The organism is Enterobacter cloacae complex sp. SHL021 (genome assembly GCF_049237765.1).
Lineage (GTDB): Bacteria > Pseudomonadota > Gammaproteobacteria > Enterobacterales > Enterobacteriaceae > Enterobacter > Enterobacter cloacae.
Window position 1 is genome coordinate 234,743 of record NZ_JBMKJG010000001.1, and the last position, 20,100, is coordinate 254,842.

The window sequence follows — 20,100 nt, forward strand, 5'->3', positions numbered from 1 at the left end:
TGCTGTTGGCAACGCAGAATAAGGAGAGCGGGATGACACAAGGCGCAGTGAAAACAGCAGGTAAACGTTCGCAGGCGGTGAGCGCCAAAAAGCACGCCATCCTCAGTGCGGCGCTGGAGACCTTTTCACAGTTCGGCATTCACGGCACGCGCCTGGAACAGGTGGCGGAGCAGGCCGGGGTGTCCAAAACCAATCTGCTCTACTATTACCCGTCGAAAGAGGCGCTGTATGTGGCAGTAATGCAGCAGATCCTGGATATCTGGCTGGCGCCGCTAAAGGCCTTTCGTCAGGAGTTCGCCCCGCTGGTGGCGATCAAAGAGTACATCCGCCTGAAGCTGGAGGTGTCCCGTGATTATCCGCAGGCATCCCGGCTGTTCTGTCTGGAGATGCTGCAGGGCGCGCCGCTGCTGAAGGCAGAGCTGACGGGGGATTTAAAACAGCTGGTGGACGATAAATCCGCGATCATCGCCGGGTGGGTCGCCAGCGGCAAACTGGCACCTGTCGATCCGCAGCATCTGATCTTTATGATTTGGGCCGCCACCCAGCACTACGCTGACTTTGCGGCCCAGGTTGAAGCGGTAACCGGAAAGACGCTTCAGGACGAAGCGTTTTTCCAGAGCACCCTCGAAAACGTGCAGCGGATGATTATTGAAGGGATCCGCGTGCGCTAGTTTCCCTCACCCTAACCCTCTCCCACGGGGAGAGGGGACTGTTCTGTGCTGTCTTTTCTCCCTCGCCCCTATGGGGTGAGGGGACAGCTTAAGTTGCCCTCTTCACACTGCATCAGCGAGGCCAGAAACGCCTCGCGTTCCACGGTTTTCTCCGTCAGGCACTGACTAATGATCATAGGCTGCACGCTGCCTCCCTCGGTACCAGAACCGATAAAATTGCAATCCGCATCGCGTAGGGCGATCCACGCCTGCTGCGCCTTTTTCAGCAGGTCACGCTGTGGGGCCGCCGCACGCTTAATGGCGGACTGATAAGTCTGGTTGAGCTTTTTATCAGCGGCCTGGTACTGCTGCGCGCTACAGGTGTTCAGTTCAAGCTGCGTAGTGGCGTTGTCGCACTCGTCGGCCAGCGCGCTGGCGCTCAGCAGCAGGGCGGCGCCTGCGAGAAATACTCTTTTCATCATCCCCTCCGTGTAAAAAAGCCGGATGCGCTGTGCTTATCCGGCCTAAGGTGAAGTTGTAGCCCCGGTTAGCGTAGCGTCACCGGGGAGAGTGTACACGATTACCCGATTGTCATCAGGCTGGCGTTACCGCCCGCTGCCGCGGTGTTGACGCTGAGCGAACGCTCCACGTACAGGCGCTCCAGCAGCAGGTTGGTTTCACCGCGGGCGAAGCCCTGCACCGAAACAATCGCCCCGCTGCGGGCCGCAACCTGCTCGCACAGTTCGCGCAGCTGATCGGAATCACCGTGGTAGATAACCGCGTCAAACGGCTGCGCAAGCAGGGCATCAGGCTTCGCAAAGTGAATGCGGGCAGACACCGCTTTCGGCAGTTGCTTCGCCAGATCGCGGTGCAGACCGTCTTCCGGCCACAACACTTCACAACCTGTTGCCATCGCGGCGGCCAGCTGAACCAGCGCATCCTGTTCGTTATCCGCCACGCACAGCACGCGTTCACGCGGCATCAGCGTCCAGGTGTTGCGTTCGCCGGTAGGACCCGGCAGCAGACGCTGCGTGCCAGCCTGCGCCAGCTCGCCGTACTGCTGTGCGACAGTGCGCAGCTCAGGACGTTTTTCCGCCCAGGTGATGAGTGCTTCCAGCGGCTGCGTCAGCACGGTTTTCAGCTGGACATCCACCGGATAGTCCGCGTCCTGGCGTGCCAGCGTCACGCCCAGCGCGCGCTCAGGACGGTTCGCCAGCAGACGGTACAGATAGAGCGGGCCACCCGCTTTAGGACCGGTGCCGGAGAGCCCCTCGCCGCCGAACGGCTGCACGCCCACGACCGCGCCAACCATGTTGCGGTTGACGTACAGGTTGCCCACTTTGGCGCTGCCGGTGACCTGGGCGATGGTTTCGTCGATACGGGTATGCACGCCGAGCGTCAGGCCATAGCCGGAGGCGTTGATCTGCTCAATCAATGCATTCAGGTTGTTACGGTTGTAACGCACCACGTGCAGGACCGGGCCGAAGACCTCTTTTTTCAGCTCGTCGAAGCTTGCCAGCTCGATAAGCGTAGGCGGCACAAAGGTGCCGGTCTGCCACTCGCGGGCATCTTCGCTGTTCTCGCGCACGGCCTGGAACACCGGACGGCCTTTGGCACGCATGGCCTGAATGTGGTTTTCAATATTCGCTTTGGCTTCCGCGTCGATCACCGGCCCGATATCGGTGGTGAGGCGGCCCGGGTTGCCCATGCGGCACTCGGCCATGGCACCACGCAGCATCTTCAGCGTGTGGTCGGCCACGTCGTCCTGCAGGCACAACACGCGCAGGGCGGAGCAGCGCTGACCCGCGCTGTCAAAGGCGGAGGCCAGCACGTCTACCACTACCTGCTCGGTGAGAGCAGAGGAGTCGACAATCATGGCGTTCATGCCGCCGGTTTCCGCGATGAGCGGCGTTGGGCGGCCCTGGGCATCCAGACGGGTGGCGATGTTACGCTGCAGCAGGGAGGCCACTTCGGTCGAGCCGGTAAACATCACGCCGCGCACGCGGTTATCCGCAGTGAGCTTCGCACCCACTGTTTCACCCCGCCCAGGCAGCAGCTGCACCACGCCCGCCGGTACGCCCGCTTCCAGCAGGATGTTAATCCCCTGAGCGGCAATCAGCGGGGTTTGCTCCGCCGGTTTGGCCAGCACGCTGTTGCCTGCGGCAAGCGCGGCGGCAATCTGGCCGGTGAAGATCGCCAGCGGGAAGTTCCACGGGCTGATACAGACCACAGGACCAAGCGGGCGGTGCGTTTCGTTATCGAAATCATCGCGTACCTGGCCTGCGTAGTAGTGCAGGAAGTCGACGGCTTCACGGACTTCGGCGATGGCGTTGCTGAAAGTTTTCCCCGCTTCGCGCACCAGGATACCAATGAGCGACTGCATCTGATCTTCCATCAGCACCGCGGCGCGTTCCAGAATGGCGGCACGTTCTTGCGGCGGGGTGGCGAACCAGATTGGCGCGTTGTTTACCGCGCTCTCCAGCGCCTGCTCCACTTCCGCTTCCGTGGCTTCACGCACGTAGCCGACAATATCTTTTGGCTCTGCCGGGTTGATCACCGGCTGCATCTCGCCGTCTGCGACCGGCTGTTCCAGCATCGGTTTGGCCTGCCATTTCTGCAGCGCGCTGTTGAGCAGGGCAGAAGAGAGGGACGCCAGACGGTGTTCGTTGGCGAGATCCAGACCCGCCGAGTTGATGCGGCCTTTGCCGTACAGCTCGCGCGGCAGGGCAATCTTCGGATGCGGCAGACCAATCTGGCCTTCCTGAGCCGCCATTTTCTCAACGGCCTGCACCGGATCGGCAACCAGTTCGTCCAGCGGCAGGGTGGTATCGGCAATGCGGTTAACGAAGGAGGTGTTCGCCCCGTTCTCCAGCAGACGACGCACCAGGTACGCCAGCAGGGTTTCATGGGTACCGACCGGAGCATAAATACGGCACGGACGGTTCAGCTTGCCCTCTGCCACTTTACCGGTGACCTGCTCGTAGAGCGGTTCACCCATGCCGTGCAGGCACTGGAATTCGTACTGGCCCGGATAGTAGTTCTGCCCGGCCAGGGTATAGATCGCCGCCAGGGTATGAGCATTGTGGGTAGCGAACTGCGGGTAGATCAGGTTCGGTACGCCGAGCAGTTTTTTCGCACAGGCGAGGTAAGAGACGTCGGTGTAAACCTTGCGGGTGTAAACCGGGTAGCCTTCCAGACCTTCCATCTGGGCACGTTTGATCTCGCTGTCCCAGTAAGCGCCTTTTACCAGTCGGATCATCAGGCGACGACGGCTGCGGCTGGCCAGATCAATCAGGTAATCAATAACGAACGGGCAGCGTTTCTGGTAGGCCTGAATAACAAAGCCAATTCCGTTCCAGCCTGCCAGTTCTGGCTCAAAGCACAGTTTTTCCAGCAGATCGAGCGAGATCTCCAGACGGTCTGCCTCTTCGGCGTCGATGTTGATGCCAATGTCATACTGGCGCGCCAGCAGGGTCAGGGATTTCAGGCGCGGGTAGAGCTCTTCCATCACCCGGTCGTACTGCGCGCGGCTGTAGCGCGGGTGCAGGGCGGAGAGCTTGATTGAGATGCCCGGACCTTCATAAATACCGCGGCCGTTGGACGCTTTACCGATGGCGTGGATCGCCTGCTGGTAAGAGACCATGTAGGCCTGCGCGTCGGCAGCGGTCAGGGCCGCTTCACCCAGCATGTCGTAAGAGTAGCGGAACCCTTTATCTTCCAGCTTGCGGGCGTTGGCCAGCGCTTCGGCGATGGTTTCACCGGTAACAAACTGCTCGCCCATCAGGCGCATCGCCATATCCACGCCTTTGCGGATCAGCGGTTCGCCGCTCTTGCCGATAATACGGTTCAGGGAGCGGGAGAGGTTCGCTTCGTTGTGGGTCGAGACCAGCTTGCCGGTAAACAGCAGACCCCAGGTGGCGGCGTTAACGAACAGCGACGGGCTGCGGCCAATGTGTGACTGCCAGTTGCCGTTGCTGATTTTGTCGCGGATCAGCGCATCGCGGGTGGCTTTGTCAGGGATACGCAGCAGTGCTTCTGCCAGACACATCAGCGCCACGCCTTCCTGGGAGGAGAGGGAAAACTCCTGCAGCAGGCTCTGCACCATACCGGCACGGCCGCTGGCGGTTTTCTGGTTACGCAGTTTGTCGGCCAGCTGATACGCCAGGCTGTGCGCCTGCGCGGCGACGGCTTCCGGCAGGCGAGCCTGCTCCAGCAGCATTGGCACGGCGTCCGTTTCAGCACGGCGGTACGCACCGGTAATGGCGGCGCGGCTGACTGACTGCGGCAGGATCTGCTCCGCGAACTCCAGGAACGGCTGATGATTCTCGTCGCCAGCAACCGGCGCGTCTTCGCTCTCATTGGCGGCACCTGCCAGCAGGGCGGGCAGCTCGGGCAGACCTTCGTCGCTCTCAAGCCGTTCGAGATAGTTAAAAATTGCCTGCTTGATTAGCCAGTGCGGCGTGCGGTCAATGCGGGTTGCTGCGGTCTTAATCCGTTCGCGGGTTGCGTCATCCAGCTTAACCCCCATGGTGGTCATGCCCATGCCAAAACTCCTGTTGTTCTTTGATCGTGTTCGGTGGTTAGCCTGAAATATCCACCATGTTGCAACTTTGTGCAACCGTGTTAAATGTGACCCGGCTAGCAAGCTGAAAAATGAATGGATTGTTAACGAATGGTTAGCTGGAAAAAAGCGCTGGCTTCTGCATACGAAGCCTGTTTTTATGCGGTACTTAACACTTTTAAAAGGTGCAACCCGTATAAATGTGAGCAAGTGCAACCTATAGGAAAGACATATAAAACCGGGGATGAATTTGATGTAAATGCAGTGTTAAATCGTTTGTGTGCGAGCACTGCTTACGGCAGGATACGCGCGGCCAACAGAAACACAGATACCCATCACCCCGTTCCGGTGATGACATAACAAGGCAACCCGGACGGTTGTCGCTCGACTTTTGGAGAATTTGAATGGCAATGAGCACACCGATGCTGGTGACATTTCTCGTTTATATTTTTGGCATGATCCTGATAGGGTTTTTGGCATGGCGTTCTACAAAGAACTTTGACGACTACATTCTGGGTGGCCGCAGTTTAGGCCCAATGGTGACTGCGCTTTCTGCGGGGGCATCGGACATGAGTGGCTGGCTGCTGATGGGGCTGCCGGGGGCGATTTTCATCTCCGGCATCTCTGAAAGCTGGATCGCCATTGGCCTGACTCTCGGGGCGTGGATTAACTGGAAGCTGGTAGCAGGCCGTCTGCGCGTGCATACCGAAGTGAACAACAACGCCCTGACGCTGCCGGATTATTTCACCGGCCGTTTCGAAGATAACAGCCGCATTCTGCGCATTATCTCGGCGGTGGTGATCCTGCTGTTCTTCACTATCTATTGTGCCTCCGGTATTGTGGCCGGTGCGCGTCTGTTCGAAAGCACCTTCGGCATGAGCTACGAAACCGCCCTGTGGGCCGGTGCGGCGGCTACCATCCTCTACACCTTCGTGGGTGGGTTCCTGGCGGTAAGCTGGACCGACACCGTGCAGGCGAGCCTGATGATTTTCGCCCTGATCCTGACCCCGGTGATTGTGATCTTCACCGTTGGTGGTTTTGGCGAGTCGCTGGAAGTGATCAAGCAGAAGAGCATTGAAAACGTCGATATGCTCAAAGGGCTGAACTTTGTCGCCATCGTCTCCCTGATGGGCTGGGGTCTGGGCTATTTCGGTCAGCCGCATATCCTGGCGCGCTTTATGGCGGCCGACTCTCACCACACCATCGTTCATGCGCGTCGCATCAGTATGACGTGGATGATCCTCTGCCTGGCAGGGGCGTGCGCGGTGGGCTTCTTTGGCATTGCATACTTCAACAACAACCCGGCGCAGGCGGGAGCGGTAAACCAGAACGCCGAGCGTGTGTTTATCGAGCTGGCGCAGGTGCTGTTTAACCCATGGATTGCCGGTATTCTGCTCTCCGCTATTCTGGCGGCGGTGATGTCCACCCTGAGCTGCCAGCTGCTGGTCTGCTCCAGTGCGATCACCGAAGACCTCTACAAGGCATTCCTGCGTAAAGGCGCAAGCCAGAAAGAGCTGGTGTGGGTAGGGCGCTTCATGGTGCTGGTGGTGGCGCTGGTGGCCATTGCGCTGGCGTCGAACCCGGAAAACCGCGTGCTGGGTCTGGTGAGCTACGCGTGGGCGGGCTTTGGTGCGGCGTTTGGTCCGGTGGTGCTGTTCTCCGTGATGTGGTCGCGTATGACCCGTAACGGCGCGCTGGCGGGGATGATTATCGGTGCGGTCACGGTTATCGTCTGGAAACAGTTCGCGTGGCTGGGCCTGTACGAAATTATCCCGGGCTTCATCTTCGGCAGTCTCGGTATTGTGGTCTTTAGCCTGCTGGGTAAAGCGCCGTCTGCCTCCATGCAGAAACGCTTTGCGGAAGCGGATGCCCATTACCACACTGCGCCGCCGACGAAGCTCCAGGCTGAGTAATTTTTCTTCCTGCACACTGTAAGCCGGGTGAGCGTCAGCGCCACCCGGCTTTTTTCTTGCCAAAATCCGTAATTTACGGTGATATCGCTGCACTTATAACAATGAGGATAGCGAAGCATGACAATCAAAACAGGGTTACTGGCAGCGGCATTCCTGATGCTGGCTGGCTGTACTGCACCGTCGCAGCATATGGCGACTGACACCTGCAAAGTGGATAACCAGATGCAGCAGACCACGCTTTATTTCGGCTTAAATCGTCCGGCCGGGGCGCAGATCACCCCCGACGAGTGGCAGCAGTTTGTTGACCGGGACGTGACGCCGCGTTTTCGTGACGGCTTAACGGTGTTTGATGCGCGCGGACAGTGGCTGGGCAACGACGGTAAAGTGGCGCGTGAGCCGAGCAAGGCGTTGATGCTGATCCACGGAAAAGATGCGCAGAGCGAGAAGAACATTGAGGCGTTACGCGGGATCTATAAATCCCGCTTTGCGCAGGAGTCGGTGATGCGGGTCGATCAGCCGGTGTGTGTGCAGTTTTAATGAAAACGGCGGGATAACCCGCCGTTGTTGTATCGTAGGCCGGGATCGCTGTGCGCCACCCGGCATCACATCACAGCACCAGGCCCGCAAAGCTCGCCGACAGCAAACTCACCAGCGTCGCGCCATACACCAGACGCAGACCAAACCGCGACACCACGTTGCCCTGCTGCTCGTTCAGGCCCTTGATTGCACCTGCGACAATACCGATAGAGGCGAAGTTGGCGAACGACACCAGGAACACGGATAAAATCCCCAGCCCGCGCGGTGACATCTGATGCGCAATTTTTTGCAGCTCAATCATCGCCACAAATTCATTCGCTACCAGCTTAGTTGCCATAATACTGCCGGCATTTAAGGCATCGCTCAGCGGAATACCCACCAGCCACGCCAGCGGATAAAACACATAGCCCAGGATCTGCTGGAAGCTCATGCCAAATACGCTGGAGAAGAGGGCGTTAATGGCGCTAATAAGCGCAATAAAGCCAATCAGCATCGCCAGAATAATCATCGCCACTTTAAAACCGGCCAGAATATACTCGCCCAGCATTTCGAAGAAGCTCTGGGATTCATGCAGTTTTTCGAGCTTAATATCCGGCTCCGCTTCCGGGCGAACCGGGTTGATGACGGAGAGAATAATAAAGGTGCTGAACATGTTCAGAATGAGCGCCGCCACCACAAATTTAGCGTCGAGCATGGTCATATAGGCACCGACAATCGACAGGGAGACGGTCGACATGGCCGTGGCCGCCATGGTGAACAGACGACGTGACGAGAGATCGCCCAGTACGCCCTTGTAGGCAATAAAGTTTTCAGACTGTCCGAGGATCAGCGAACTCACCGCGTTAAAGGATTCCAGCTTGCCCATGCCGTTCAGTTTTGACAGCAGCGTGCCAATCAGCCGAATAAAAATCGGCAAAATGCGCCAGTGCTGAAGAATACCAATGAGTGCGGAGATAAAAATAATCGGGCAAAGCACGCCGAGGAAAATGAACGCCAGCCCTTTTTCACCCATTCCGCCAAAGACGAAATTGGTCCCTTCGCCGGCAAATTTCAGCAGTGATTCAAAGAAACCGGAGACGTATTTAATCAGGAATAACCCGCTTTCGGCGTGCAGGAAAAAGAACGCCAGCGCAATTTCAATAACGATCAGCTGTAAAACAAAGCGAATGCGAATTTTTCGGCGGTCAAAACTTACCAGCCAGGCAAGCGCAAGAATAATCACCAGCGCCAGCAGGAAATGGACAATCTTAAACATGGTTTATTTTCGGTTAGTTTGCGAGGCGGATATTTAGCCACAGCGCTGATTAACCGTAAATGGGCATTTTCGTTATACCTTATAAACCGGAACGTCACGAGCGCAACTATTACCCCGCGATGCGTTTACAACTCGTCATCAAAAACCACACATTTCGCTTGTTTTTCTTATCGCCGTAATGATAATCACTATCACAAGAATTTACCTTTCTTTGCATCAGTTGACCGCGATAAACATTAAAGGTGTCTGCATGTTTGTTCCATTTCTCATTATGTTACGCGAAGGCCTGGAAGCGGCCCTCATTGTTAGCCTCATCGCCAGTTATCTGAAGCGAACCCAGCGCGGACGCTGGATTGGGGTGATGTGGATAGGGGTTTTCCTCGCCGCTGCGCTCTGTCTGGGCCTGGGCATTCTGATCAATGAAACCACCGGTGAATTCCCGCAGAAAGAGCAGGAGCTGTTCGAAGGTATCGTTGCGGTGATAGCGGTGGTGATCCTCACCTGGATGGTGTTCTGGATGCGTAAAGTCTCGCGTAACGTGAAGGTGCAGCTGGAGCAGGCGGTAGATAATGCCCTGCAGAAGGGAAATCATCACGGCTGGGCGCTGATCATGATGGTTTTTTTCGCCGTGGCGCGTGAAGGTCTGGAATCCGTATTCTTCCTGCTGGCTGCCTTTCAGCAGGATGTGGGGATCTGGCCACCGCTGGGGGCGATGCTGGGGCTGGCAACGGCCGTGGTGCTGGGTTTCCTGCTCTACTGGGGCGGCATTCGCCTGAACCTGGGGGCCTTCTTTAAATGGACCAGCCTGTTCATTTTGCTGGTGGCCGCAGGGCTGGCGGCAGGGGCGATCCGCGCTTTCCATGAGGCGGGTCTGTGGAACCACTTCCAGGATGTGGCGTTCGATCTTAGCAATGTTCTTTCTACCCATTCACTGACCGGCACGCTGCTCGAAGGGATCTTCGGCTATCAGGAAACGCCAAGCGTCAGTGAAGTGGCGATGTACTTTATCTATCTTATTCCGGCGCTGGCGCTGTTCTTTATGCCATCGCGCCCCAGTGCTCAGCCGTCGCGTACTGCGCCCTGATGTGCTTACTGTAGTTACAACATACTTTTAAAAGGGAAGGGTCATGGCAATTCAATTTCGTCGTAGTGCGTTACAGGTTGGTGTGGCAGCGCTTGTTGCTTCTGCCTTCGCCGCTCAGGCTGCTGATATTCCACAGGTCAAGGTGACGGTGAATGATAAGCAGTGTGAGCCGATGACCATTACGGTCAACAGCGGTAAGACACAATTTATTATTCAGAACCACAGCCAGAAAGCGCTGGAGTGGGAAATTCTCAAAGGCGTGATGGTCGTGGAAGAGCGCGAAAATATCGCGCCGGGCTTTAGCCAGAAAATGACGGCTAACCTGCAGCCGGGTGAATATGACATGACCTGCGGTCTGCTGACCAACCCGAAAGGTAAGCTCATCGTTAAGGGGAATGCCACAGCGGATGCCGCGAAAGGCACGGCCCTGCTGAGCCTGGGCGATGCCATCACCGCTTATAAAGCGTACGTCGTCAAAGAGACGGCAGACCTGGCGGCGGGAACCAAAGCCTTTACGGATGCGGTGAAAGCGGGCGATATCGACAAAGCGAAATCCCTGTATGCGCCCACCCGTCAGCACTACGAGCGCATTGAGCCGATTGCGGAGCTGTTCTCCGATCTTGATGGCAGTATTGATGCCCGTGAAGACGATTACGAGCAGAAAGCGGCCGATCCAAAATTCACCGGCTTCCACCGTCTGGAGAAAGCCCTGTTTGGCGATAACTCCACCAAAGGGATGGAGAAGTATGCCGATCAGCTCAACAGCGACGTGCTGGAGCTGCAAAAGCGCATCAGCGAGCTGGCCTTCCCGCCATCTAAAGTGGTGGGCGGTGCGGCCGGACTGATTGAAGAAGTGGCCGCCAGCAAAATCAGCGGTGAAGAAGATCGCTACAGCCACACTGATCTGTGGGATTTCCAGGCGAACGTCGATGGCGCGCAGAAAATTGTTAACCTGCTGCGCCCACAGCTGCAGAAAGAGAATAGCGAGCTGCTGGCAAAAGTGGATGCCAACTTTAAGAAAGTCGACACCATTCTGGCGAAGTACCGCACCAAAGACGGGTTTGAAACCTACGACAAACTGACCGACGCCGACCGTAACGCGCTGAAAGGCCCGATTACCACCCTGGCGGAAGATCTCTCCCTGCTGCGTGGCGTACTGGGTCTGGACTAAGCACGATGAACAAGCATGACGAATACGACGTGGCAGAACCGTCACGTCGTCGGTTGTTGAAAGGGGTAGGGGCGCTGGGGGGCGCATTTGCCCTGGCCGGAGGGTGTCCGGTGGCGCATGCGGTAAAACCGCAAAGTGCGCCCGGTACGCTGTCACCGGATGCCCGTATGGAGACGCAGCCTTTCTATGGCGAACATCAGGCGGGCATTCTGACACCACAGCAGGCCTCCATGATGCTGGTGGCCTTTGATTCGCTGGCAAGTGATAAAGCTGACCTGGAGCGCCTGTTTCGCCTGCTGACCACGCGCATCGCGTTTTTGACTGCAGGGGGACCGGCGCCAGAAACGCCAAATCCACGACTGCCGCCTATGGACTCGGGGATCTTAGGGTCGTTCATCGCCCCGGATAATCTGACCATTACGGTGTCGCTGGGCGAATCGCTGTTTGATGAACGTTACGGGCTGGCAAAACAGAAGCCGAAAGCGCTGCAAAAAATGACGCGTTTCCCGAATGATTCTCTGGATGCTGCTCTCTGCCACGGCGATCTGCTCCTGCAGATTTGCGCTAACACGCAGGACACGGTGATCCACGCTCTGCGGGATATCATCAAACACACGCCTGATCTGTTGAGCGTGCGCTGGAAGCGGGAAGGGTTTATCTCTGACCATGCTGCCCGCAGCAAAGGCAAAGAGACGCCGGTGAACCTGCTGGGCTTTAAGGATGGCACCGCCAACCCGGACAGCAGCAACGGCGCGCTAATGAAAGAGGTCGTCTGGGTCACAGCCGATCAGGGTGAGCCTGCCTGGGCCGTCGGCGGGAGCTATCAGGCGGTGCGGGTGATTCAGTTCCATGTGGAATTCTGGGATCGCACGCCGCTTAAAGAGCAGCAGACGATCTTTGGCCGTGACAAGCAGAGCGGGGCGCCGCTTGGCATGAAGCACGAGCATGATGTGCCGGATTACGCCAGCGATCCTAATGGCGATACCATTGCGCTGGACAGCCATATCCGGCTGGCGAATCCGCGCACCAAAGAGACGCAGTCAAGCCTGATGATGCGCCGGGGCTATAGCTACTCGCTGGGGGTGACCAATTCCGGTCAGCTGGATATGGGGCTGCTGTTTGTCTGCTATCAGCACGATCTGGAGAAGGGCTTCCTCACCGTGCAGAAGCGGTTAAACGGCGAAGCGCTGGAAGAGTACGTTAAACCTATCGGCGGCGGCTATTTCTTCGCGCTGCCAGGCGTGCGCGATTCAAACGCCTGGCTCGCGCAAGGGCTGATAGAAGCCTGATAATTGTCCCTGCGATAGTTCGTGGGGACATTATTTTTTCATATGACTATCCCTCTGTTATATTTCTGTAATATTCCTGTATGAGACTGTTTTCAACTGCAGGAGCAGTCTTAAAAGTTGCATTCAGGTAAAATAAATGTTGCATTTATGATAATCCCTGATGTACTTAAGATAAGACAGCGGTAGTTCCCGGCAGTGATGCTGAATCACTATGGAGATCGCGAATGGTATCGTCCTGTACTGGACAAGGTAAACACAACAACCGCAGTACCCGGCGCGGAGGCTCAGACTCCGGCAGCGATTTCCTCACCACTAAATTCTCCCCTTCTATTCAGAAACCAGATTCTACCGACGTGCAGAATGGTGCGCGTAGCTATTCTGTATCGTCATCCGGCAAGGCAAGCAATGGCTTACAAGGAAGCCAACCCTCTGATGTTCGTGCGCATAATCGTGCCGAAACTGGCGCGTGTGATGAATACCAACAACTCAAGGTGCTATCCATGGGAAGACAAAAAGCAGTGATCAAAGCTCGTCGCGAAGCAAAACGTGTGCTGAGACGGGATTCACGTAGTCATAAACAGCGTGAAGAAGAATCGGTCACCTCGCTTGTGCAGATGAGTGGCGTAGAAGCAATTGGCATGGCGCGGGACAGCCGTGATAATTCCCCAATTGTGGCGCGCAATGAGGCTCAGGCGCACTACCTGAATGCTATCGAGAGTAAACAGCTCATCTTTGCAACCGGTGAAGCCGGATGCGGGAAAACCTGGATCAGTGCAGCCAAAGCAGCGGAGGCCCTGATCCATAAGGACGTGGAGAGAATTATTGTTACCCGTCCGGTACTGCAAGCTGATGAAGATCTCGGCTTCTTACCCGGTGACATATCGGAGAAGTTTGCCCCTTACTTCAGGCCCGTTTATGACGTGCTGGTGAAGCGACTGGGTGCATCCTTTATGCAGTACTGCCTGCGACCAGAGATTGGCAAGGTGGAAATCGCGCCGTTCGCCTATATGCGCGGACGTACATTTGAAAATGCGGTCGTCATTCTTGACGAGGCTCAGAACGTGACCGCTGCGCAAATGAAGATGTTCTTAACGCGCCTCGGGGAGAACGTGACGGTTATCGTCAATGGCGATATTACCCAGTGTGACCTGCCATCCGGCGTGAAATCCGGCTTGAGCGACGCCATGTCACGTTTTGAGGAAGACGACATGATTGGGGTAGTACGCTTTACCAAAGAAGATTGTGTGCGGTCGGCGCTGTGCCAGCGCACGCTGGAAGTCTATTCCGACTGACGGTAAAACATCGCCGTTTTACCGCTCACCTGTCATCCCTTCCCGGCGTAATGCCGGGAAGCTTCTTTTATTTCTTCTCACGACTCGCGTCTGGTTGTCTTTTAAAAGATTGCCTGTCTTGCGGAATTCATCATGTCGGTTATTCATTTTTGACGCTGGTTTTTTATCACGCTCAGCGAAATGTGATGTGTATTTATAATATCCACAAAGTACCCATGAATATCATGATCGCGCTAATTGTTCGCTCAAATTTAAACGTGAATGTTGTCACATAATGTTACTAAGATGTGAAAATTAAGTTGGTGTATTGCGTCTAATTCTCTATGTTTCGTACTGATTCAAACAACATTCTAACAAGAAAATCCCATGGGGAACCGTTTCCCTGGAACATCACGTTGAGGGTCATACATGAACGAACTGGTTGGTGCAATTAACGGTGTTATCTGGAGCCCGGCGTTAATATTTTTATGTCTGGGTGTCGGCCTCTATTTCTCATTACGTAGTCGTTTTTTGCAGTTACGTCATATAAAACATATGATTACCTTGATGTTCCAGGGGCGTCCTACCGATGCTGGCGTATCGTCGTTCCAGGCACTGACGATGACGCTGGCAGGGCGTGTAGGGACCGGGAACATTGCTGGCGTCGCCACCGCTATTACCTTCGGTGGACCGGGCGCACTTTTCTGGATGTGGATTGTGGCGTTTTTGGGGGCCAGCTCTGCGTTTGTGGAATCTACGTTGGGCCAGGTTTATAAAGAAAAAATCAACGGTGAATATCGTGGCGGTCCTGCCTTTTATATTGAAAAAGGATTAGGCGTTAAATGGTATGCATGGTTATTTGCCGTCGTCACCATTTTCTCCTGCGGTTTATTACTGCCAGGGGTACAAGCAAACTCGATTGGTGCCAGCCTGGATATTGCATTTGGGCTTGATCCAAATGTCACGGCAGCATTACTTGCCGTACTGTTAAGTTTTATTATTTTTGGTGGTGTAAAAAGGATCGCCAGTTTTAGCAGTATGGTCGTTCCGTTTATGGCGCTCGGCTATATTATTGTGGCTTGCGTTATTATCGCCATTAATATTACCGAGCTTCCTGGTGTGATTCTGTTGATCTGGAAAAGCGCTTTTGGTCTGGAAGCTGGTTTTGGTGCCATTCTTGGTCAGGCTATCATGTGGGGCGTTAAGCGCGGGGTCTATTCCAATGAGGCGGCGCAAGGTACCGGGCCGCATGCGTCATCTGCGGCGGCAGTGAGCCATCCGGTGAAGCAGGGGCTGGTTCAGGCTTTCTCGGTCTATATCGACACGCTGTTTGTCTGCTCGGCGACCGGGTTTATGCTGTTGATCACCGGTCTGTATAACGTGCAGGGCATTGACGGTGCTGCACTCTATACCGGTATTTCCGGCGTGGCAGCAGGGCCTGGCTATGTGCAGACGGCAATGGAAAGTATGATGCCAGGCTTTGGTAATTACTTTGTTGCTGTTGCGTTGTTCTTCTTTGCCTTCACGACCATTATTGCTTACTACTATATTGCTGAAACTAATATCGCCTTCATCAACCGTAAAATTCACCGTCCATGGCTGACATTCGTGCTCAAATTATGCCTGATGGCTTCAACGGTATATGGCACAGTTCGTACGGCGGATCTGGCATGGGGGCTGGGGGATATTGGGGTAGGGCTGATGGCATGGCTTAACATTATTGCCATTGTGCTTTTACATAAAAAAGCGTTTGCCAGCCTTAAGGATTATGAAATTCAGAATGCGCAGGGGGTGGATCCGCACTTTGACCCGATTCGCCTGGGGATTAAAAATGCGGATTACTGGCTGGAAGAGCGTAAAGATGAACCTGCTGCGAATCCAGAACAGACGACTTCTGTCGTGAGAGAGCAGAACGCAGGGAAACTGAACAATTAATCGTGGTAGCCCGTATTAATTTACGGGCCCATGGGTCTTGTAGGCCGGGTAAGCGTTAGCGCCACCCGGCGAATAAGGCGACTACGTTGCTGAACTGTCTTTGTCGAACCCCGGTCGGGGATTCTCATCCCCCCCTTTCGGAGACTATAAAAGAAAAAAGCCCGTACTTTCGCACGAGCTCTTGTCTTAAATATGGCGGTGAGGGGGGGATTCGAACCCCCGATACGTTGCCGTATACACACTTTCCAGGCGTGCTCCTTCAGCCACTCGGACACCTCACCATATTGTTTTGCTGCCTGACCGCTTGGGGGGCAACGGGGCGCTACTATAGGGAGTTGCGCTAAAACGGTCAAGCAGATTTTCAGCTTTAGTGCGTGTTCGGTTAAGCCTTAATCAGCTTTGGTCACAGCACGGGCACTTAACGCTGTGAATCGAGCGCTTCACTGTTTTTCACCACTTCCTGCGCCTTACCGTAGCTCTCGATCAGCAGCTGGTACGCCGGGAAAATGTGCGTGTAGACTTCTGCCCACTCGGCCGCATCTTCACGGTTCCATGTCCGCTGGATCTCAGAGGCAACAGCCGCCGTATCCATTGGCACCACGCCCGCCTGCACCACACGGGCCAGGGTGATCTCCTGCGCCATTTTGCTGTAAGTACCGGACGCATCAATCACCGCAAAGACTTTATAGCCATCCGCCACTGCGCTAATCGACGGAAAAGCCATGCAGACGCTGGTGATGGTACCGGCGATAATCAACGTCTTACGTCCGGTGGCTTTAACCGCGGCCACAAATTCCGGGTTATCCCAGGCGTTGATCTCCCCTTTACGTGCCACATACTGTGCATGCGGCGCGTTGGCATGAATTTCCGGGATGAGCGGACCGTTCGGGCCCTGCGGGACGGAAGCGGTGGTGATCACCGGGATGTTCGCAAGCGTCGCGATTTTCGCCAGAGCCGCCGCACGGGCACGCAGCTCAGGCATCGGCATATCGCCGACGGTCTGGAACAGGCCACTCTGGTGGTCGATAAGCAACATCACCGCATCGTTCACATCAATGACCGGACGTGCTCCATTAAAGTTGGCAGGTGTAGACATGTTCATCTCCTTTATTACGGTTAGATCTGGCCGAAACGGCCGGAGTTGAAATCACGAATGGCTTCATTGATTTCGGTTTTACTGTTCATCACGAACGGGCCGTAGCCCACAATCGGTTCATTCAGCGGCGCACCGGCCATCAGCAGTACTTTGGCATCGCTGCTGGCTTCCAGGTGTAACCTGTTACCTTCCTGACTCATGACCACCAGTTGTGCTTCTCCCGCGTGAGCCGTACCGTTCACCGTGACATGGCCTTCCAGCACCACCAGCGCCGTGCTCCAGCCCTCTGGCTGACTGAGTGTGACGTGGCTGCCCTGGTTGAGGGCAATGTCCCACACGTTCAGCGGCGAGAAGGTATGCGCCGGGCCGCTAACATCGTCGTAGTGACCAGCGATAACCCGCAGCGAGCCGCTGTTGTCGGGCAGCGTCACCACCGGGATATCGGCTTTGGTAATGCTCTGATAGCCCGGCGTGGCCATTTTGTCTTTCGCCAGCAGGTTGACCCAAAGCTGCATCATCTTGAGTTCTCCGCCTTTGTGCGCGAACGCGCTGGAGTGGAACTCTTCATGCAGAATGCCTGCACCGGCTGTCATCCACTGCACGTCGCCCGGACCAATGACGCCGCCTCTGCCGGTGGAGTCGCGATGCTCCACTTCGCCGGAATAGACAATGGTGACCGTTTCAAAACCACGATGCGGATGCTCGCCCACCCCGCGTTTTGTGCCGTCCGCCGGGAAGGTATGTGGGCCTGCGTAGTCCAGCAGTAAGAACGGGCTCAGCGACTCGCCGTGTGTCTGATAAGAAAACATCGAACGCACCGGGAAACCATTGCCAACCCAGTGTTGACGGGGGGCGGTATAGACGCCTGTTACGTTTTTCATGATGAACTCCTGATGTTCTGTTGATGTAATTAGCTTATATTCAGAGTTAATGTTCCGGTAGAGAGTGAAAATGGCATTCACTGTTCTGAAAATAGAACGATGAGGATTTATGCAGGATCTCAATGACTTTGTGTGGTTTGTGAAAGTGGTCGACTACGGTGGTTTTGCTGCAGCAGGGCGGGCACTCGATCTGCCTAAGTCCAGGCTGAGCCGCCGTATTGCGCAGCTTGAAGAGCGGCTCGGCGTGCGGTTAATTCAACGTACAACGCGACAATTTACGGTAACGGAGGTCGGGCAGACGTTCTATCAACACTGCAAAGCCATGATGGTTGAAGCGGAAGCAGCGGAAGAAGCCGTGGCCGCGCTGCAGGCGGAACCGCGCGGTATCGTCAGGCTCACCTGTCCTGTCACGTTGTTGCATGTGCATGTCGGCCCGATGCTGGCGCGGTTTATGGTGCGCTATCCCGGGATCAACCTTCAGCTGGAAGCAACGAACCGGCGGGTCGATCTGGTGGGGGAAGGTGTGGATGTGGCGATCCGCGTGCGTCCCCGTCCGTTTGATGACAGCGATCTGGTATTACGGGTGCTTGCCGACCGGGGACATTGCCTGGTCGCGGGCCCGGCCTTGATTGAACGCCTGGGAAAACCGTTGATGCCGTCAGAACTCAGCGCCTGGCCCGGGTTGAGTATGGGCGAGGGTAAGCATATCCATAAATGGCAATTATGCGGCCCGGAAGGCGCGAAAGCAGAAATCCATTTTTCCCCGCGCCTGATTACCACCGACATGCTGGCGCTGCGTGAAGCGGCCATGGCGGGCATCGGTGTGGTGCAACTGCCGATATTGATGGTGAAAGATCAGCTGGCATCAGGAGAGCTGATTCGGGTGCTGGAGGCGTGGGAGCCAAAAAGAGAAGTGATTCATGCGGTTTATCCATCAAGACGCGGATTACTGCCGTCCGTCAGGGCGCTGGTGGATTTTCTTACAGAAGAGTACGCACGGATGGTTGAAGAGTAGTTTTTTGTAGGTCGGGTAAGCGCAGCGCCACCCGACATAAAGAGCGCAGGGGGCTCAAGGTTCTCATCCCGCCGCAAGCGAGCAACATGCGAAAAAAAAGCCCGCATTTTCATGCGAGCTCTTCTTTAAATATGGCGGTGAGGGGGGGATTCGAACCCCCGATACGTTGCCGTATACACACTTTCCAGGCGTGCTCCTTCAGCCACTCGGACACCTCACCATATTGTCATCCCGTTGTTGTCGGGACGGGCGCTAATGTAAGGAAAAGCCGAACAGCCGTCAACACACTTTTTCAGTAAATTAGCGCATTTAGACAAACTTCAAACAACATGATTCTTAAATGTGCTGAAAGCGCCTTTTTTATCGGCAACGCGGTCCGGCGATAAATTTGTTATGCTGGCAATCCAGTTGAAAATGAAAATAAAACAGCGCAAAAAAGGCAGGAATGAGTATGGATATTATCTTCTATCACCCCACTTTTGATACGGCTTACTGGATTAAGGCACTTTCGGCAGCGTTACCGGGGGCGCGCGTGCGTGAATGGAAGCGCGGTGATAACGAACATGCAGACTACGCGCTGGTGTGGCATCCCCCGGTCGAGATGCTCCAGGGGCGCAAGCTGAAGGCCGTTTTTGCCCTCGGCGCCGGTGTGGATTCCATTCTGAGCAAACTGAAAGCGCACCCTGAAATGCTGCCGGAGGAAATCCCCCTGTTCCGCCTGGAAGATACCGGCATGGGCCAGCAAATGCAGGAATATGCCGTGAGTCAGGTGCTGCACTGGTTCCGACGTTTTGACGATTATCAGGCCTTAAAACTGCAATCCCGCTGGGAGCCGCTGCCAGAATATCAACGTGAAGAGTTTACCATCGGTATTCTCGGGGCGGGCGTGCTCGGCTCAAAAGTGGCCGAAGCGCTGGCACCGTGGGGCTTCCCGCTGCGCTGCTGGAGCCGCAGCCGCAAGAACTATCCTGGCGTTGAGAGTTTTGCCGGAACAGATGAACTCCCGGCGTTTCTGAAGGGGACGCGCGTACTGATCAATCTGCTGCCGAATACGGCGGAAACGGTCGGCATTATTAATAGCGCGCTTATGAATCAGCTGGCGGATCAGAGTTACGTTATGAATCTGGCGCGCGGGGTTCATCTGGTGGAAGCCGATCTCCTCAAAGCTCTTGAGGGTGGCAAGGTGAAAGGCGCGATGCTGGATGTGTACAGCCGCGAGCCGTTGCCGGCAGAGAGCCCGCTGTGGGCACATCCGCGCGTGGCGATGACCCCACACGTCGCCGCCGTGACGCGTCCGGCAGAGGCGGTGGCCTATATTACGCACACCATCAGTGAGATAGAGCAGGGCAACGCGGTGACCGGGCAGGTCGACAGAACGCGCGGCTACTGAGTGAAACCCGGCGTTAGCCGGGTTTTTGCTAATAATCGCAGCAGATAACTGC

15 protein-coding genes and 2 tRNA genes are annotated in these 20,100 nt (G+C 55.8%); 10 read left to right on the top strand and 7 right to left on the bottom strand.

The window, feature by feature from the left end:
• Positions 1-32 precede the first annotated feature (32 nt).
• Positions 33-671: an HTH-type transcriptional regulator RutR gene (gene rutR, locus ACOTZF_RS01075; protein WP_013097192.1), complete on the top strand. Its 639-nt coding sequence runs from the start codon at positions 33-35 to the stop codon at positions 669-671.
• 68 nt (positions 672-739) lie between these two features.
• Here rutR and ACOTZF_RS01080 read toward each other — a convergent pair whose 3' ends face one another.
• Complete coding sequence (locus ACOTZF_RS01080) at positions 740-1,129, bottom strand: lysozyme inhibitor LprI family protein (RefSeq protein WP_029882762.1); 390 nt, start codon at positions 1,127-1,129, stop codon at positions 740-742.
• A gap of 101 nt (positions 1,130-1,230) precedes the next feature.
• Positions 1,231-5,193, bottom strand: a complete 3,963-nt coding sequence (gene putA, locus ACOTZF_RS01085) for a trifunctional transcriptional regulator/proline dehydrogenase/L-glutamate gamma-semialdehyde dehydrogenase (protein ID WP_045295770.1) — start codon at positions 5,191-5,193, stop codon at positions 1,231-1,233.
• Between the two features lie 422 nt (positions 5,194-5,615).
• Here putA and putP point away from each other — a divergent pair, with 422 nt between their 5' ends.
• Both putP and ACOTZF_RS01095 read left to right on the top strand, forming a co-directional pair.
• Positions 5,616-7,124 (top strand): sodium/proline symporter PutP, encoded by a 1,509-nt coding sequence (gene putP / locus ACOTZF_RS01090; protein WP_029882760.1) that lies wholly within the window; start codon positions 5,616-5,618, stop codon positions 7,122-7,124.
• Positions 7,125-7,241: 117 nt separating this feature from the next.
• Positions 7,242-7,661, top strand: coding sequence for a DUF3574 domain-containing protein (locus ACOTZF_RS01095; RefSeq protein WP_095440289.1), 420 nt, complete (start codon positions 7,242-7,244; stop codon positions 7,659-7,661).
• Positions 7,662-7,731: 70 nt separating this feature from the next.
• On the opposite strand, the gene ACOTZF_RS01100 is transcribed toward ACOTZF_RS01095, so the two are convergent.
• Positions 7,732-8,916 carry a NupC/NupG family nucleoside CNT transporter gene (locus ACOTZF_RS01100; protein ID WP_020689647.1) on the bottom strand — a complete coding sequence of 395 codons (1,185 nt, stop codon included), beginning with the start codon at positions 8,914-8,916 and terminating at the stop codon, positions 7,732-7,734.
• Positions 8,917-9,166: 250 nt separating this feature from the next.
• Here ACOTZF_RS01100 and efeU point away from each other — a divergent pair, with 250 nt between their 5' ends.
• From efeU to ACOTZF_RS01125, 5 genes are all read left to right on the top strand, one after another.
• Positions 9,167-10,000, top strand: coding sequence for an iron uptake transporter permease EfeU (gene efeU / locus ACOTZF_RS01105; RefSeq protein ID WP_013097186.1), 834 nt, complete (start codon positions 9,167-9,169; stop codon positions 9,998-10,000).
• A 43-nt stretch (positions 10,001-10,043) separates the two neighbouring features.
• Positions 10,044-11,171, top strand: a complete 1,128-nt coding sequence (gene efeO, locus ACOTZF_RS01110; protein ID WP_045902810.1) for an iron uptake system protein EfeO — start codon at positions 10,044-10,046, stop codon at positions 11,169-11,171.
• Between the two features lie 5 nt (positions 11,172-11,176).
• On the top strand, positions 11,177-12,460 hold the full coding sequence (gene efeB / locus ACOTZF_RS01115; RefSeq protein WP_038419084.1) for an iron uptake transporter deferrochelatase/peroxidase subunit: 1,284 nt from the start codon (positions 11,177-11,179) through the stop codon (positions 12,458-12,460).
• Positions 12,461-12,960: 500 nt separating this feature from the next.
• Complete coding sequence (gene phoH, locus ACOTZF_RS01120; protein WP_013097183.1) at positions 12,961-13,752, top strand: phosphate starvation-inducible protein PhoH; 792 nt, start codon at positions 12,961-12,963, stop codon at positions 13,750-13,752.
• Between the two features lie 408 nt (positions 13,753-14,160).
• On the top strand, positions 14,161-15,666 hold the full coding sequence (locus ACOTZF_RS01125; protein WP_038419085.1) for an alanine/glycine:cation symporter family protein: 1,506 nt from the start codon (positions 14,161-14,163) through the stop codon (positions 15,664-15,666).
• 193 nt (positions 15,667-15,859) lie between these two features.
• On the opposite strand, the gene ACOTZF_RS01130 is transcribed toward ACOTZF_RS01125, so the two are convergent.
• The 3 genes from ACOTZF_RS01130 to ACOTZF_RS01140 form a co-directional block, all read right to left on the bottom strand.
• Positions 15,860-15,947, bottom strand: a tRNA-Ser gene (locus ACOTZF_RS01130).
• A 137-nt stretch (positions 15,948-16,084) separates the two neighbouring features.
• Positions 16,085-16,762, bottom strand: coding sequence for an isochorismatase family protein (locus ACOTZF_RS01135; protein ID WP_020689641.1), 678 nt, complete (start codon positions 16,760-16,762; stop codon positions 16,085-16,087).
• Between the two features lie 20 nt (positions 16,763-16,782).
• On the bottom strand, positions 16,783-17,643 hold the full coding sequence (locus ACOTZF_RS01140) for a pirin family protein (protein ID WP_129252621.1): 861 nt from the start codon (positions 17,641-17,643) through the stop codon (positions 16,783-16,785).
• A 109-nt stretch (positions 17,644-17,752) separates the two neighbouring features.
• Between ACOTZF_RS01140 and ACOTZF_RS01145 the strand changes: the two genes are divergently transcribed.
• A complete protein-coding gene (locus ACOTZF_RS01145; RefSeq protein WP_129252623.1) occupies positions 17,753-18,658 on the top strand; it encodes a LysR family transcriptional regulator in 906 nt (301 codons plus the stop codon).
• A 132-nt stretch (positions 18,659-18,790) separates the two neighbouring features.
• Here the strand turns inward: ACOTZF_RS01145 and ACOTZF_RS01150 are convergent.
• A tRNA-Ser gene (locus tag ACOTZF_RS01150) sits at positions 18,791-18,878 on the bottom strand.
• A 231-nt stretch (positions 18,879-19,109) separates the two neighbouring features.
• Between ACOTZF_RS01150 and ghrA the strand changes: the two genes are divergently transcribed.
• Entirely contained in the window at positions 19,110-20,048 is a 939-nt protein-coding gene (ghrA, locus tag ACOTZF_RS01155) for a glyoxylate/hydroxypyruvate reductase GhrA (RefSeq protein ID WP_062934257.1), read from the top strand.
• Positions 20,049-20,100: the final 52 nt, after the last annotated feature.